We start from the raw sequence: 15,206 nt of genomic DNA on the forward strand, positions 1-15,206 counted from the left end.
CCGGTCTTAACATCTATTAGTATCCAAAATGACTTTTTAGATAAATAATTTCCCCGAAATGCTGTAATCCAAAAATATTTAGTTTAATTTGTGACTTGATATAGGAATGTATTTATCCTTTTCTTAAAAGCGATTGTATATGAAGGACACTCTTGAGACTAATTTGCCGGAAGAAGCCGGGAAATTGGAAGAAACTAAAAAACCGGTTGAGACGCCGGAAATCGATGCTACCGCAGACGTTGAAGCCAACGACACAGCGGAGGCGGACGCTGCTATTGCCGCAGGTAAATTAACCAAAGAAGAAATTCTCGCTAAGTTAACCGAACTTGTTGAGACTTCCGTAGAGACTTCCCGTGGAGAAGTAGAGGCTTTGAAACAGGCTTACTACAAGATCCGTCGTAACGAGGTGGAAGAGCTTAAGAAAGTATTCATCGCTGATGGTGGCGAAGAAAAGGATTTTACAGCCCCCGCTGACGAAACCGAGAACAAGATCAAGGATTTGCTCACCTCTTATAAAGAGAAAAGAGCCGCTATCCTCGCCGAGGAAGAGCGTGTAAAGGCCGCTAACTACGCTTTGAAATTGCAGTTGATCGACCAGTTGAAAGAGCTTTGCGAAAGCCAAGATGATTTCAATAAATTATACAACTCTTTCAAGGACATCCAACAAAGATGGAAAGAGGTGAAGGCCGTTCCCCAAGAGCACGTGAACGAGCTTTGGAAGAACTATCAGATCTACACCGAGAAATTCTATGATATTATCAAGATAAACAATCAGTTCCGTGATTACGACTTCAAGAAGAATCTGGAATTGAAGACCGCCTTGTGCGAAACCGTAGAGAAACTAGGTAACGAGCCGGATGTTATCTCCGCTTTCCACCAGCTTCAGAAGCTGCACCAGCAATGGCGTGAGATCGGGCCGGTAGCGAAAGAATTACGTGAGGACTTATGGGCTCGCTTCAAAGCTGCCTCAACCGTGATCAATAAGCGTCACCAAGAGCACTTCGAGAAACTGAAAGCGAAAGAGCAGGAGAATCTGGATGCGAAGACCGTGATTTGCGAACAAATCGAGGCGATTGATTTCAGCGCGTTGAAATCGTTTAAGGATTGGGAAGAAAAGAATAAGGAGGTAATCGGCTTGCAAGAGAAATGGAAGACGATTGGTTTCGCTCCGAAAAAATATAACGTAAAGATATTCGAACGTTTCCGTGCCGCTTGCGATGTCTACTTCGAGAAGAAGAGCGAGTTCTACAAGGCGATCAAGAGCGATATGGAGAAAAACCTCGACGCTAAACGTGCGTTATGCGAGAAAGCCGAGGCTTTGAAGGATAGTACGGACTGGAAGGATACGACGGATAAGATGATCGCTTTGCAGAAAGAATGGAAGACGATCGGACCGGTAGCCCGTAAGCATTCCGACGCTGTCTGGAAACGTTTTATCTCGGCTTGTGATTATTTCTTCGAGCAAAAGAATAAGAACGTTGTTTCCCAAAAGAGCATAGAGCAGACCAACTTGGCCGCTAAGAAAGAGTTGATCGCTAAGATTAAGGGCATGGACGAGAGCCTTGGACATGATGAGGCTATCACGACCTTGAAGTCTTATATGGCGGAATGGAACACGATCGGTTTCGTACCGTTCAAGGAGAAAGATAAGATCTACAAGGAATATCACGAGGCGGTTGACCAGCAATTCGATCGCTTGAAGGTAGACCAGAACGATCGCAAGATGCAGTCGTTCCGCAACAACCTAAACGAGATGACCAGCGGCGAAAGAGGTAAAGGCCGTTTGTTCAGCGAGCGTGATAAGTTGATGCGTATGTACGAGCGCATGAAGAACGAGCTTCAGACTTACGAGAACAACATCGGCTTCCTAAGCATTTCCTCCAAGGGCGGCGGCGGTTTACTGAAAGAAATGGAACGCAAGATCGAAAAACTGAAAGAGGATATGGCTTTAACAGTCAAGAAGATCGATGCCATCGACGAGAATCTGGAATAACAATCTCATAAACCCGAGCAAAGCCGTCCTTTAAAAAGACGGCTTTGTTGTTTTTACGCTTTTATGTCACGGATACATTATTTCAATCCCGGCCACGAGACGGCCGTACTTTTAGGAACACAGAACTACACGGCACCGACAAATGTCCGTAAAATGCAAAAAGACTTGGCGCTGCTGCCGGTTTGGTATGCGGAAGAGGATGATTTTGTCTATCTGGAAGATAGTAAGGCAACCCCTCCGTTTTTCGCCCATTTACCCAAAGACCTACACCCGGCTCCTATACCTGTAACAAAAGCGATGCTGATGAAAAACGCTCCCTACCTCTCTCCTATGGACGCAGCCCCGTGGGGACTTTCCCCGCATAGTCTTCATTTATTCGAGCAGTTGAGGGACAAGGCAAAAGTCCGGCTATCCGTCCCGACTTGGAAAGAGGATTATTTTCGCCTTACCGGTAGGCAAACGGCGGCGGAATGTCTGGAAAAGATACAGGCCCTCCTACCCGATCTCCCTATTCCGGTAGCGCCTCGTTTCTGCACGAAAATCCGGGAGGTGGAGAGATACATGATCTTATGCAACGCTCCCTTCGTATTAAAAACACCCTATTCCTCTTCCGGACGGGGATTGCTATGGGTAGAGAAACGAAAACCGGATACAAAAACGAAAAACTGGATAGAGGGCGTATTCAACAAACAAGGAATGATCAGTATCGAAAGCGGATTAGACAAAGTACAGGATTTCGCCATGGAATTTTATTCCGACGGGCAAGGTACTGTCCGTTACGAGGGATTATCCGTTTTCAATACCGAGGAGCGAGGCTCCTATACAGGCAACATCCTAGAGGAACAATCCACCATGCTCTCTCGCATCACCCGATTCACGGGCGAAGAAACCTATTCCCGCATCCAAGAGGCGGTACGCTCTGTATTACAAGAAGTGTACGGATCTACTTACGCGGGCTGTATAGGTGTGGATATGCTGGTCTATAGACAAAAGGATGGATCTTTCGCTATTCATCCCTGCATTGAGATCAATATGCGGTACACGATGGGAATGGTCGCTTTACGTCTATTCCAGCATTATGTAGCGCCTAGGGCTGTTGGCGATTACCGGGTTTCTTACGAGAAGGAAGCCGGAGAAGCTCTCGAGAAACACCGCCTCATGTCTGAGACTTATCCACTTCGCTTTGCGAATGGAAGGATTCAAGAAGGCTACCTCTCATTATGCCCCGTCACGAAAGACACACATTATCGAGCCTATTTATTGCTCATGTAACAGATTATTCATTACATTTGTAAAAATCTTTAGACCTCAGTAATACCATTAATAAATTTATCATTATGAAAAGATTATCAATCTTGGCCGTATTCATGCTGATCAGCGTGATCACGTTCGCCCAACAAGCCCTTTGGGGTAGTCAGAACATCATCTCTCCGGAGATTCATCCGGATAACACCGTAACCTTCCGGTTCAGGGCACCCAAAGCAATCAAGGTGCAGGTAACAGGAGATTTCCTTCCCACACAGAAGATGGAGACTCAGTTCGGTTTAGTGGATGTACCCGGTACCGTTGATTTAAAGGAAGGTAAAGAAGGCGTTTGGGAATATACCACACCGGAACCTCTTCCCTCCGAATTATATAGCTATTCCTTTATTGTCGATGGATTAAAGACTACAGATCCTAATAATGTCTATCTGAACCGTGACGTGGCATCCGTTACGAATATCTTTATCATCAAGGGTGGACAGGGCGATTTATACAGCGTTAATGATGTTCCTCACGGAACGGTCGCTCGCCGTTGGTATGAGAGCCCGACATTGGGAAAGACCCGCCGTATTACCGTTTATACGCCGGCTGGCTATGAGACAAGTGGCAAAAAATATCCGGTATTCTACCTCTTACATGGCATGGGTGGCGACGAGGAAGCTTGGATCGCCTTAGGACGTACGGCCCAGATCTTAGACAATTTGATCGCCCAAGGTAAGGCAAAACCGATGATCGTGGTTATGACAAACGGAAATGCGGATCAAGAGGCCGCTCCGGGAGAATCCAGCCTAGGTTTAGTTAAGCCGAATATGCAACTACCTAAAACCATGGAGGGTAGCATGGAAAGCAGCTTCCCGGATGTCATTAAGTTTATCGAGAGCAATTACCGTGTGGAAAAAAAGAAATCCAGCCGTGCGATAGCCGGACTTTCCATGGGTGGTTTCCATTCTTTGCATATATCTAAGCAATATCCGGATATGTTCGATTACGTGGGATTATTCTCTGCCGCTATCCTCCCCCGCGAAGGCTCCGAATCTCCCATCTACCAGAATATGGATGAGAAGCTGAAAGTACAATTCGGCAAGCACCCGAAATTATACTGGATCGCTATCGGTAAAACCGACTTCTTATACAAGAACAACATAGACTATCGCAAGAAACTAGACGATAGCGGCTACAAATACGAATACTACGAGAGCGACGGCGGCCATATCTGGAAAAACTGGCGCATCTACCTCACAAAATTCGCCCCAATGTTATTCAAATAACAAAATACCCCAGTTGTAGAGACGCGGCATGTGCCGCGTCTCTATGACCTAGCTACAGTCATATAATTACAACGTATTCTTAAGGATACGCTTAAATACAATATCTCTGAGATTACGGGCGATCGGGATTTGATAGGATTCGATACGTAATCTATTCCCTTCTACCAGATCGACACGATCCGCATTAATTATATACGATTTATGCGTTTGGAGAAATTGATCATCGGGTAGGGATTCCCCGATCCGCTTCAAGGTTGAATGGGTCAATACTCTACCGGAAGTAGTATAGATACTAACATAATTTTCCAACGCCTCTACAAATAAGATATCTCTTAGGTAAATCTTACGCATTTGCTTCTCGCTTTTCACGAAAAACGAGGCATCCGCATCCGGCGTATTCTCCCGAGCCAACAGGTCGTGCACCTTATTCACGCCTTTTAAGAAACGCTCAAAGGAAATAGGCTTCAGCAAATAATCCACGACATCCAGCTCATACCCTTTCAAGGCATATTGCTCATAAGCGGAAGTAACGATCACTTTGGGAGGCTGGTTTAAGGTCGCCAATAAATCCAAACCGGAAAGATAAGGCATCTCGATATCTAACAAAAGTAAATCCGGCTGCTGAGTTTTCAACAGGGTATTTAATTGGATAGCGTCCTCACATACACCGGTCAAGGAGAGAAAATCCACTCGCTCCACATACGATTGCAATCCTTTACGGGCCATCGGCTCATCATCTGTTATCACGCAGGTTATTGTCATATTTCTTCTATTTCAATCATTAATTCCGCTACGAACTCAGTCTCTTCTTTCCGGGTTTCCAAACGGTGCTTATTGGGATACAATAAAGATAATCGGCGGCGTAAATTTACCAGACCGATGCCTTTACGTTGCCGTTCATCCACCGATTTACGCAACGCTTCGTCCTCCGCTGAAAGCTCGGGGATGGAGTTTCGTATAAACAAACTGATCCGGTTATTTTCCCATTTCATGATAATATCCAATTGATAATCGCCACCTACGTATTTAAAAGCGTTCTCTACCAACGGGAGGAAGAGTAACGGATAAATATTCAGTTCATTCAATTCGGGCGGAAACTCTACACGCAACCGCAGGCGTTCACTCATACGAAGCTTACGTAAAGCTATATAAGTTTTCAAATAATCAATTTCTTGTAGGATACTGACCTTCTGATTACCGCCATACAGTTGGTAACGCAAGAGTTCGGATATCATCTCTAACGTGCGACGAGGCGCCTTGTTACTTTCATCAATCTGGAAATAAACGGTATTGAGCGCATTAAACAAGAAGTGAGGATGATATTGGGATTTCAAGAACTTCAATTCCGTCTGTAATTGATCATTCTTGATCTTTTCCAGTTGGATACGCTGCTCGGCGTAATCTTTATCCAATACTTGAGCTCGCTGAACATTATAGACCATAAACGCAAACAAGCTCCCTATCACGTTCGCAATTATTATATCGTCCATATGGAAAGTATCACCGGTAAATATACGGGTAATTGCCAACGTAGCATTCACTCCCAATATAATCAATAAGAAAGGCATTCCATACGATCTCCAAACAAATTTCCACCTATTCGGTTCTTTCGCTCTTCGGCTCTTCTCGATCTGGCGTCTGAAATAAATAAAAAACAAATAAGAGACAAATGCAAGGATCACGATCTCTAGGATACTATTCCCCAAGGACTGTGTCCAGTAGTGTCCTTCTTTCGTATAATCCGTTACCCAGCGGATACAAGAATACAAAGAGACCGCAAAAATCAAGGCATATATCCACTTATATATCTTTTTCATAAACCATTTGTCTAGAGGTTTCACAAATTTATTCTTTTACTTTCATCTACGCTATGCTTCCGGCGAGATTCTTTCACCTCCAAACCACGATTTATACGATAGGTCAATGAAATACCGACTACCGTCCGGTTCATCCGCTCTTTTATAAAAGCGTGCTGGGTGGGAGTCATCACGCTCATTCTCGATACATTCGAATGGAAAATATCCCGTGCGAATAACTGGATCGTTCCCCGGCCTTTCCATATCTTCTTCTGGATACCGGCATTTATTTGCCATAACGGATAGATCGTAGCTTGTCCCGCCGCCATTTTCCCATTATAGAAACCGATAAGTTCAGCGCTCCAAGTCCGGGCAAAGCTAAACTGATTCGAGATCCCGATATTCGGCGTCCATCTCTTATTCACCTTTACTTGATAATTCTCCGGTAAACGATACCGGTTATAGATCAAGGATGCGCTGACGTTCACGTTCCAAAATGAGGTTAACGGTAATTGGGAGGTACTGAGCCGGGGACCTACGCTGACGCGGGAAGAGAGATTTTCCGGTGAGACATAAACGACATAGTTCCCTTGATCCAAATAGCTCTTGATAATTACATCCTTCGTATAATTGAAAGCAAGCCCCACCCGGAATAAATCGCCATGTATATAGGCCAGTTCCAGATTATCGGATAATTCCGGGCGTAATAAGGTGTTACCTTTATCATACGTATACTCATCGTGGATATATACAAACGGATTCAGGTCCCGGTAATTCGGACGGACAATCCGTTTGCCATAAGTTAGCGACAGACTATTCCCATTCCTCAAGGCATACTGAACAGAAAGCGTTGGGAACAAGTGCGTATAATGATTGGTAAACGAGGAGTCTCTTTGATAAGCGTTACCCGATTGTTCGCCCTCTATGCGGGTATTTTCCAGACGAAGACCTGCCTCCAGACTTATAGAAGAGAATTTGGCGTCAAGCTGTACATAGCCCGCGTTTATATTCTCGTCATACTGAAAATCACAACTCAAGTCATGGTCCGGTTGCCAAGAATCACCTTGTAACCGATTATAATCAGCGTTATTATCAATAGAGACAAAAGAGGTCTTGGCGCCTGCATGGAACGTGAAGGATTTCGAGAAAGGCCACACCAGATTCGCTTGTCCGGAGTATAAATGGATTCCTCCATCCATATCCCCAAACAAGGTATCTTGGCTATTCAAATATTGGTCTTCCTCGTATCGATAACGCAAGTAATCCATAGAGGCATCCAAGACCCCACCATCAGAGTTAAAGGTATGTGTTAAACTTAAAACAGCCGTAAAATTATCCTGCGAACGATTCTGATCGTTCAAGGTGCGAAGCGAACCTCCGGTTTGCGGAGATCGCTTAGGAATGGATGAGTTCATATCTCCCTCAACCTTGTTACCCGCCAGATTACCATCCGTCGAAAACCCGATCGTAGTCTTATCCGACATTTGATAATCGATCCCGAAACGATAATAGTTTGATGTATTCTTCCAAGTTCGATAGGAAGATTGCGTCATCTGCCCGGTCTCCCCTTCCGGCCGCCAACCTTCCAGATAGTTTCTCTCCACATACAGATCATCGTAATCATTCTTCCGGGAATAGGAATAAGAGAGATAGAAGTTGAACTTATTCGTTCGCAGATTCAGGGTAGTAGAAGCGAAACCCTCTCCATATTTACCTTGGTCATAACTACCGTTTACCGAAAGGTTCATTCCTCTTCGCAATATCTTCTTCGTACGTATATCGATAATACCGGAGTTTCCGCTAGCGTCGTAACGTGCCGAGGGATGCGTAATCAAATCGATTTTATCCGTAATGGAGGCAGGAGTCGATTTTAAGAGATTGACAAGATCTTGCCCCGATAAATAGGTAGGCTTACCATCCATCAAGATATTCGCCCCGTTTTGACCATTCAAGAAAATAGTGCCATCATTTTGTATCACGACTCCCGGCAAACTGGTCAACACGTCGTAGACATTCCCTTGGCTTTGGGTGATAGAGGCATCCAGCCTATAAGTCATCTTCCCCGGTTTCATCTCTACCGTAGGGAGCTTAGCCATGATCACCACTTCCTGTAACTTCTGGTCCGCTATCGTATCGACCTGTCCCCAACCACAAAAAGGGGTAATTATCAATAGAACTATTATAAAAAGATTCCTGCTCATGTCGTTTTTATATCAAAATTACATCAGCAGGAATATCCAATCAAATTATTGTGACCAACGGAAGTATCCGGGGGATGAAAGGTAAAATCTCCTACTTTTGCCTTCTGAAGTGAATAACTTGCGGCTTGTCGAGTGAATAACTAACGAGTATACCCAGTGAATAACTAACGGCTTTAGAAGTGATTAGTTATTCACTTCTAAACGCTTTTTCCAGCTGTTGATCAAGCAAAATTCTCATTTCCATAAAGTCATCCACGAAGAGGCTTTTCTGTCTTTTTGAGTAGTATTAGAGCTTTTCCATAACATCTCATTTCCACAGGAATCACAAGATAAAGGAGGGGAGATAACAATAAACAGTGCTTTTCCAATGAAAAAGACCGTTTTCGATACACATTAGGCGACAAAAGCCTACACATACGGTCGCGTTAAGCAACGCCAGTAGTGCCATTGGGCATTATAAGCAGTCGCAAATAGGGTTGTAAGTAGTCGTGAATGGGCATTCTTACCTCCTTATAGCCCTATCGTAACACCGTTTTTCCCTCCTTTTGCTCCATCGGATATGAATTACGATGAATTATTTTCGCTAGAACAAAAGGCCATTTTTCAGCATTGCTCTATCAATGAACCGATTGCTGATTTATTTTTTCAAATTCAAACACAAGACGTACCTTAGCCCGGAAAAATCGATTCTCCGGGACTTCCGATTACAAATTGTCAATCCTAACAGATTGTCATATCCTTCGATCGTCTTTCTCGAAATCTCTCAAAGATGATTATCAATTCAATAAAAAAACGTATTTTTGTCACATACAATCTATAAACAACCCAAGATATGGAAGTGACAGTCAAGAAAGTAGAAATTACCTTACCGGAGGTAGACATGGCCTTGCTCAAAGAACTGGCCAAGAAATTCGGTTGGAATATCGGCAGGAAGAAGTCCGGTATAGAGAAGGGACTGGAGGATATCAAGGCAGGAAGGGTTTATAAGGCCAAAGATATGGAAGATCTAAAAAAGCATTTGCTAAATCAATAAACCATGTACGACGTACAGACTACCAAGCAATTTGATAAGAGTTTCAAGAAATGCTTGAAAAGGAATTGCAATCCAGAACTCCTATGGGAAGTTATCGGCATTCTTCAAGAAACCGGTTCCCTCCCAATGCAATATCACCCCCATAAACTAAGCGGTAAATTTGAGGGCTTATAGGAATGCCATATTAAAAGCGACTGGCTCTTAATATGGCAACAAAACGATACCGAACTGGTCTTGATCATGACCGATACCGGTACACACGCTGATTTATTTTAAGACTTGGGATGATCCACTCGGCCTGCGAATAAAATGGCACCCGTACTATTCTCCTTTAAGACATAGCCGAAGGGATGATCAAAACGAAGTTCCTTTAAAGTGGTAGCGGGAGGAAGCGCACTTGTATCCATATCTACTATCGTAACAGCGGCGGCTTCCGTGCCGGACTCATCGACCTTAATAAAGGTATTTTGTTTTATCAAGCCTATAAATAAAGGCTGTTCGGTTGATATATTCGTGAAGTCTGCCTCCGACTTAAAGGCATCCTTGACTCCCAATGTCCTCATCACATCTGTTAAATCCATACTTGATTCCATCGTAAAGCGAGGCAAATAGAGGTCGAACGAATAAGAGCTCAGGTTACTCATCCACTGGTTCCAACGATCCGCATCCAAGTCTGCAATCAACTCATCTAGCGAGGTTTTCTTCTTATCGGACGGCATAAAAAGAACCAGACTAAACGCTCCGTTTCCATAAGGTAGTTCCACGACAGATACCTGCTCATCACCATAATAATAATAATTTGTCGCTTGTTGTTTCATGGTAGGAACTTTGATCTCTGATCCGTCCTTTAGATGGAACGGCTTGTCCTTTGTATCTCCCTTATCGAACTCCATTTTCCACACTCCCTTGAAATAAATGGCGTTGATCAGGCATGCCAATGTATTGGGACTGATTGTCTCCAGCATCTTAGGGATCAAATCATTCGTTTTATTGGCGCACCAATGGTTGATCTTGTCCACCGTCTCCATATTGAACGGCTCGTTATAAACCTCGGCATTATAATATGTCTGATTGGTCTTTACAAATGGTTCCAGCATTTGGAAATCATCCTTGATCCACATACTATTCGCATTCATGAAAACAGTACGACCATCCAACTTGGGAAGCTCCGTCTGCATCATTTGGGCATAAGCGTTTATCTCCTCGTTGGTTAAGCCCTCATAACCTAAGGCTTCTTGTAGCTCTGTATACGTATTACCATTCGCCCCATTCAATACCATACCCAAACAAAAGGAGGCGCTTAAAGGAGAGATACAAAAATTCGACTCCTCCTTGCCAGCCATTTCCTTATAAAAATTAAAAGCGAACTTCTGCCCTCTAGCGTTTACCTCTAGCGATTTAGTATCCAAAGGTATATCATATCGCTCAGTATCGGTTCCGAAAGGTTCTTCAGAAGAATCATTGTCACACCCAGTCAACGCAAACAAAGGTATGCAGAGACAGAGCGACAGGAATAGGTAATTGTTGGTCTTCATAACTTGATATTTTTAATGTCCTTATATCTAATTGATGAATAGGTCTCCATTAAAGTTGCATCCCGCCTATATATTTATCACAACAGTAACTCAACGGATGGAAACGTAGGGATATAATAAAAGCCGTATCACTGCGGATCAGTTATACGGCTAAACTGGAGTAAGCTATGACGGGAGATGATCAGCGGTTATGCTTGATCAGATTCATAAACTCCTCGCGCGTCTTAGCTTGTTGGAAAAAGCCGGTGAAATCAGAGGTAGTCGTCAAGGAATTTTGTTTCTCCACGCCACGCATCTGCATGCACATATGTTGCGCCTCGATCACGACCATCACGCCCAACGGGTCCAAGGTCCTCTGGATGCAATCCTTGATCTGCATCGTCATACGCTCCTGTATCTGGAGACGGCGGGCGAAGATATCCACTACCCTAGGGATCTTGCTTAAGCCCGTAATATATTTCTTGGGGATATAAGCCACGTGGGCCTTGCCGAAGAAAGGCAACATATGATGCTCACAAAGGGAGAAGAAATCGATATCTTTCACGATAACCATCTGTTTGTAATCCTCTTCCTGAAACATGGCGGAACGGAGCACCGCCTCCGGGTCCTCATGATATCCCTTGGTTAAAAACTGCATGGCTTTCGCCACACGTTCCGGCGTTTTAAGCAGACCCTCACGCCCGGCATCCTCACCCAGCAAACCCAATACTTCCTTATAATGGCCGGCCAAAGCTTCCCGGGCACGTAGCGTCTCTTCGTTTACTTCTGACATTCTCTTTAATTTAGGGGAATTTTTATCTCTTCTCGTACGATATACATTTCCTTCCCGTATTTCGGGAAAGCACCCATCAACAGGCGCATCATATGATAGGCCTCCTCATGCGAGCGGAAATCTCCCACACGCAACTTCCAGAACGGGGCGTTGTAAGTGACATACGTCGGGATCTCTGGAAAAAGCTCCCTGATTTCCTTCTCCTTACGAAAAGCCTCGTCTTTCGAGACCCGTTGGTTATTACCGGAAAATACCTGCGTACGATACCCTTGTACCTTCAAGAAGGTAAGGCTATCTGTCGTCTCCACGTTCGCTCCACGCATACGCTCACCCACCATCTCGCGGATAGCGGCGGATTGATTGATAACGACCTCGCCTTTTCCCAAACCGGATCTCTGCAACGCATCGAATATGGTCGAACGCTCACCTTCCAACGCCGTCTGAGCGAATAAAGATGAAGTACCGGCCATCATAAAGGCAAATAGCAATAAGATACAAGGAATTCTTTTCATAGATAGAATATTAAAAAGAGTATCTTTCCCCATTCATTGAGGGGAAAGATACCTTCTTATTATGAATTAATTAAAAAGCCTCGATAATCGGCATGAATTTGTCAACGGCCAAAGAAGCGCCACCGATCAAACCACCGTCTACGTTCGGTTTAGCGAACAATTCCTTAGCGTTACCGGCGTTACAGCTACCACCGTAAAGGATCGTGCAGTTATCAGCTACCTCATTGCCATATTTAGCGGCCAAAGTAGCGCGGATGTGAGCATGGATCTCCTCAGCTTGCTCAGCGGAAGCAGTCTTACCTGTACCGATAGCCCATACCGGCTCGTAAGCCAAGACGATCTTGCTGAAATCCTCAGCGGAAAGATCGAACAAAGAACCAGCGATCTGAGCGTCTACTACCTCGAAGTGCTTACCGGCTTCTCTCTCCTCCAAAACCTCACCGATGCAGAAGATCGGAGTCAAACCGTTAGCCAAAGCCAACTCAACCTTCGTCTTCAAGATCTCCGGAGTCTCATGATAATAAGCACGTCTCTCAGAGTGGCCTAAGATCACATATTTCGCGCCAGTAGAAGCTACCATAGCGGCAGAAACCTCACCTGTATAAGCACCTTTTTCCTTGTCAGCGCAGTTCTCAGCTGCAACACCGATCTTGTTTGTATCGATAGCGGCAGCAACGCTTGCCAAGTGAGTGAACGGAGTACCGATGATCACATCGCAATTCGGAGTCTTACCCTTCAAAGCCTCGTCCAAACCTTTAGCCAAAGCAAGACCTTCAGCAAGAGTAGTGTTCATTTTCCAGTTTCCTGCAACAATATTCTTTCTCATAACTTAATAATTTAAATATGTAATACAAATAAATCTCTATTCAGATTCTTTTCCTTTCCGGCGACGGCGATTGCGCAAGGCATCGTATCCCCAAACCAGCAACAAAGGTACGGTAAAACTTAATAGGTTGGTTATTAGCCGGGCATCTTCTTTCGCTTTCCAGTCGGTATTTCCTTCCAGATAGCCGTTTACGATCGTTTTCAGGTCTTCTTCCTGTGGGATATCGTTGTAATGCCACTTCATCAAGATCGTACCTTTCTTCAGCAAGACCAATCCCGGATTGGAGCGGATGATCGTTTTCAAAAGGACATCATCGGCCATAAGAAACGGATACTCGGCACCGGTATTATCGCTCCATGTAGCGATAGCATCAGCGGAAGAACCCGTCACGCAATAGAAGCCCAAGCCGTTCTCCAAGGCGTAATCGTATACGTTATTAATCTCGTCGATACGCTCATCATCCGCATTCTCCAGACGGGGAGCGATCAAAAGGAAAAGACCTTTCGGGTCGTTCAGCAACTCATCAGTCACGTCTGCGTCATTCTCATTATAGATATGAAATGTGGTAACGGGGGGAACGTATCCTTGTTTGATCAGCTTGGTCTTTGAATCCACGAAAGTCCACGTGCTATCATCGGCCGGGGCGTTCTCCAAAGAAAATTCTTTCTGTACGCCATCCTTCTCGTAAATAAAAGAATACGCATATTCATCCTCGGGCGCACCTTCCGGTATCGACATCAAGGCAGGGATATTCGCACCCAACTTATAGGGACGGAAATCCAAGATCGGCAAATGATTATAATTCCGGTAAGCGAAACCGATAGCGAAGACATATGCCCACAAGGCCACGAACCAGTAGACATGGTAGGTATAGCCTTGTAAAAGCCGCTGATTATGGATGAACACGTAAATAGCGGCGGCCAAAAGTACGACATTCTTATAGAAGGTCTGCCAATTACTGATCACCAAGGCGTCCCCGAAGCAACCGCAATCCGATACGGGATTGAAGATCGCCAGATACAGCGTCAGCGGCGTCATGAAAGACATCATCAGCAAGGTCAAGAAGGTCGTATACCGCCGGTACACCCCTAATAGCATACAGACACCCAGCATGAATTCCAGAGCGGACAAGTTGAAGGAGATCAATACCGTAAAAGGTTGCAGCTTATCCAGCCCAAAGGAAGTCAGATAGTCGCCAATCTTAATGGCTCCTCCCATGGGATCGACAGCCTTCACCGTCCCGGAGAAGATAAAGACTACTCCCAGTAACAGGCGGCAGACCTCTGCGATCACTTTCTTTACGGTTTCCTTATATTCCATGTAGCTCACTCCTCACCAAACTCCAGCTTGATCAAACCGAAGAGGGCATAATTAATCATATCCATGTAGTTGGCGTCCACTCCCTCAGAAACGAGCGTCTTGCCTCCATGACTCTCGATTTGCTTAGTCCGATAAATCTTCATCAAAATAAGATCCGTGTACGAGCTGATACGCATGCTGCGCCACGCCTCATCATAATCATGATTCTTGGCGTACATCAGTTCCTTCGTCTCCGCAATGTATTTATCGTATAATTCCAAGGCTTTCTCTATCGTGATATCGGTCGTATCCGCGAATCCCAACGCCAATTGGATCAAGCCGATCACACCATAATTAACGATAGCGATAAACTCCGGACGGATTCCCTCGTCCACCATGCTCATCCCCTTGATCTCCAAGCTACGGATACGGTTCGCCTTGATAAATATCTGATCGGTAACCGACTGGGGGCGCATGATCCTCCACGACGGCCCGTAATCTTTCAACTTCTTCTCGAACAACTCCCGGCACAGGGAGATCACTTGCTCGAATTGTTCCTTTGTATTTGGCATACTATCCTAGATTATACCCGCGAATATAGGAAAAAAGACGTAGATGTTCTCGAAAATTCAAGACAACAAAAGCTAATAAGATAAATGAAAAGAGGTTACAACAAAAAGGAGCCACTTTATAAGCGGCTCCTTTTCG

General features: G+C 44.7%; 13 protein-coding genes and 2 pseudogenes. 6 read left to right on the top strand and 9 right to left on the bottom strand.

The genetic code is table 11. The annotated features are described in order from the left end of the window. Nucleotides 1-139 precede the first annotated feature (139 nt). The 3 genes from DWX84_RS11490 (at nucleotide 140) to DWX84_RS11500 (ending at nucleotide 4,524) form a co-directional block, all read left to right on the top strand. Entirely contained in the window at nucleotides 140-1,993 is a 1,854-nt protein-coding gene (locus DWX84_RS11490) for a DUF349 domain-containing protein (RefSeq protein WP_008780630.1), read from the top strand. Nucleotides 1,994-2,056: 63 nt separating this feature from the next. Next, nucleotides 2,057-3,265, top strand: coding sequence for a hypothetical protein (locus tag DWX84_RS11495; protein ID WP_048927880.1), 1,209 nt, complete (start codon nucleotides 2,057-2,059; stop codon nucleotides 3,263-3,265). 65 nt (nucleotides 3,266-3,330) lie between these two features. Next, nucleotides 3,331-4,524 (top strand): esterase, encoded by a 1,194-nt coding sequence (locus DWX84_RS11500; RefSeq protein WP_048927879.1) that lies wholly within the window; start codon nucleotides 3,331-3,333, stop codon nucleotides 4,522-4,524. Nucleotides 4,525-4,590: 66 nt separating this feature from the next. Here DWX84_RS11500 and DWX84_RS11505 read toward each other — a convergent pair whose 3' ends face one another. The 3 genes from DWX84_RS11505 to DWX84_RS11515 are packed head-to-tail and all read right to left on the bottom strand — an operon-like array spanning nucleotide 4,591 to nucleotide 8,521. Then, nucleotides 4,591-5,286, bottom strand: coding sequence for a LytTR family DNA-binding domain-containing protein (locus DWX84_RS11505; protein ID WP_005860996.1), 696 nt, complete (start codon nucleotides 5,284-5,286; stop codon nucleotides 4,591-4,593). Further along, nucleotides 5,283-6,341, bottom strand: coding sequence for a sensor histidine kinase (locus tag DWX84_RS11510; RefSeq protein ID WP_048927878.1), 1,059 nt, complete (start codon nucleotides 6,339-6,341; stop codon nucleotides 5,283-5,285). Before DWX84_RS11510 ends, DWX84_RS11505 begins: the two co-directional genes overlap by 4 nt. 20 nt (nucleotides 6,342-6,361) lie before the next feature. Beyond that, nucleotides 6,362-8,521: an outer membrane beta-barrel protein gene (locus tag DWX84_RS11515; RefSeq protein WP_048927877.1), complete on the bottom strand. Its 2,160-nt coding sequence runs from the start codon at nucleotides 8,519-8,521 to the stop codon at nucleotides 6,362-6,364. 602 nt (nucleotides 8,522-9,123) lie between these two features. Here DWX84_RS11515 and DWX84_RS22190 point away from each other — a divergent pair. The 3 genes and pseudogenes from DWX84_RS22190 to DWX84_RS11525 form a co-directional block, all read left to right on the top strand. After that, nucleotides 9,124-9,294, top strand: a pseudogene (locus tag DWX84_RS22190) (hypothetical protein); the annotation flags it as partial. Nucleotides 9,295-9,353: 59 nt separating this feature from the next. Further along, a complete protein-coding gene (locus tag DWX84_RS11520; protein WP_034532133.1) occupies nucleotides 9,354-9,554 on the top strand; it encodes a hypothetical protein in 201 nt (66 codons plus the stop codon). 3 nt (nucleotides 9,555-9,557) lie between these two features. Beyond that, nucleotides 9,558-9,830: pseudogene (locus tag DWX84_RS11525) on the top strand (type II toxin-antitoxin system YafQ family toxin). On the opposite strand, the gene DWX84_RS11530 reads toward DWX84_RS11525, so the two are convergent. From DWX84_RS11530 to DWX84_RS11555, 6 genes are all read right to left on the bottom strand, one after another. Further along, nucleotides 9,827-11,089: a serpin family protein gene (locus tag DWX84_RS11530; protein WP_083434127.1), complete on the bottom strand. Its 1,263-nt coding sequence runs from the start codon at nucleotides 11,087-11,089 to the stop codon at nucleotides 9,827-9,829. The pseudogene DWX84_RS11525 and the gene DWX84_RS11530 sit on opposite strands and share 4 nt — an antisense overlap. A gap of 181 nt (nucleotides 11,090-11,270) precedes the next feature. Beyond that, on the bottom strand, nucleotides 11,271-11,861 hold the full coding sequence (gene folE, locus DWX84_RS11535; RefSeq protein ID WP_009018420.1) for a GTP cyclohydrolase I FolE: 591 nt from the start codon (nucleotides 11,859-11,861) through the stop codon (nucleotides 11,271-11,273). A 5-nt stretch (nucleotides 11,862-11,866) separates the two neighbouring features. Continuing rightward, the gene (locus DWX84_RS11540; protein WP_121960975.1) at nucleotides 11,867-12,373 is read right to left on the bottom strand and encodes an SPOR domain-containing protein; all 507 of its coding nucleotides are present in this window, start codon (nucleotides 12,371-12,373) and stop codon (nucleotides 11,867-11,869) included. A gap of 70 nt (nucleotides 12,374-12,443) precedes the next feature. Then, nucleotides 12,444-13,199, bottom strand: coding sequence for a triose-phosphate isomerase (tpiA, locus tag DWX84_RS11545; protein WP_005866575.1), 756 nt, complete (start codon nucleotides 13,197-13,199; stop codon nucleotides 12,444-12,446). Nucleotides 13,200-13,235: 36 nt separating this feature from the next. Then, nucleotides 13,236-14,519 (bottom strand): BT_3928 family protein, encoded by a 1,284-nt coding sequence (locus tag DWX84_RS11550; RefSeq protein ID WP_036611642.1) that lies wholly within the window; start codon nucleotides 14,517-14,519, stop codon nucleotides 13,236-13,238. A 5-nt stretch (nucleotides 14,520-14,524) separates the two neighbouring features. Next, nucleotides 14,525-15,070, bottom strand: a complete 546-nt coding sequence (locus DWX84_RS11555; RefSeq protein WP_048927875.1) for a DUF1599 domain-containing protein — start codon at nucleotides 15,068-15,070, stop codon at nucleotides 14,525-14,527. Nucleotides 15,071-15,206 lie beyond the last annotated feature (136 nt).

Source organism: Parabacteroides sp. AF21-43, from assembly GCF_003635435.1.
Lineage (GTDB): Bacteria > Bacteroidota > Bacteroidia > Bacteroidales > Tannerellaceae > Parabacteroides > Parabacteroides distasonis.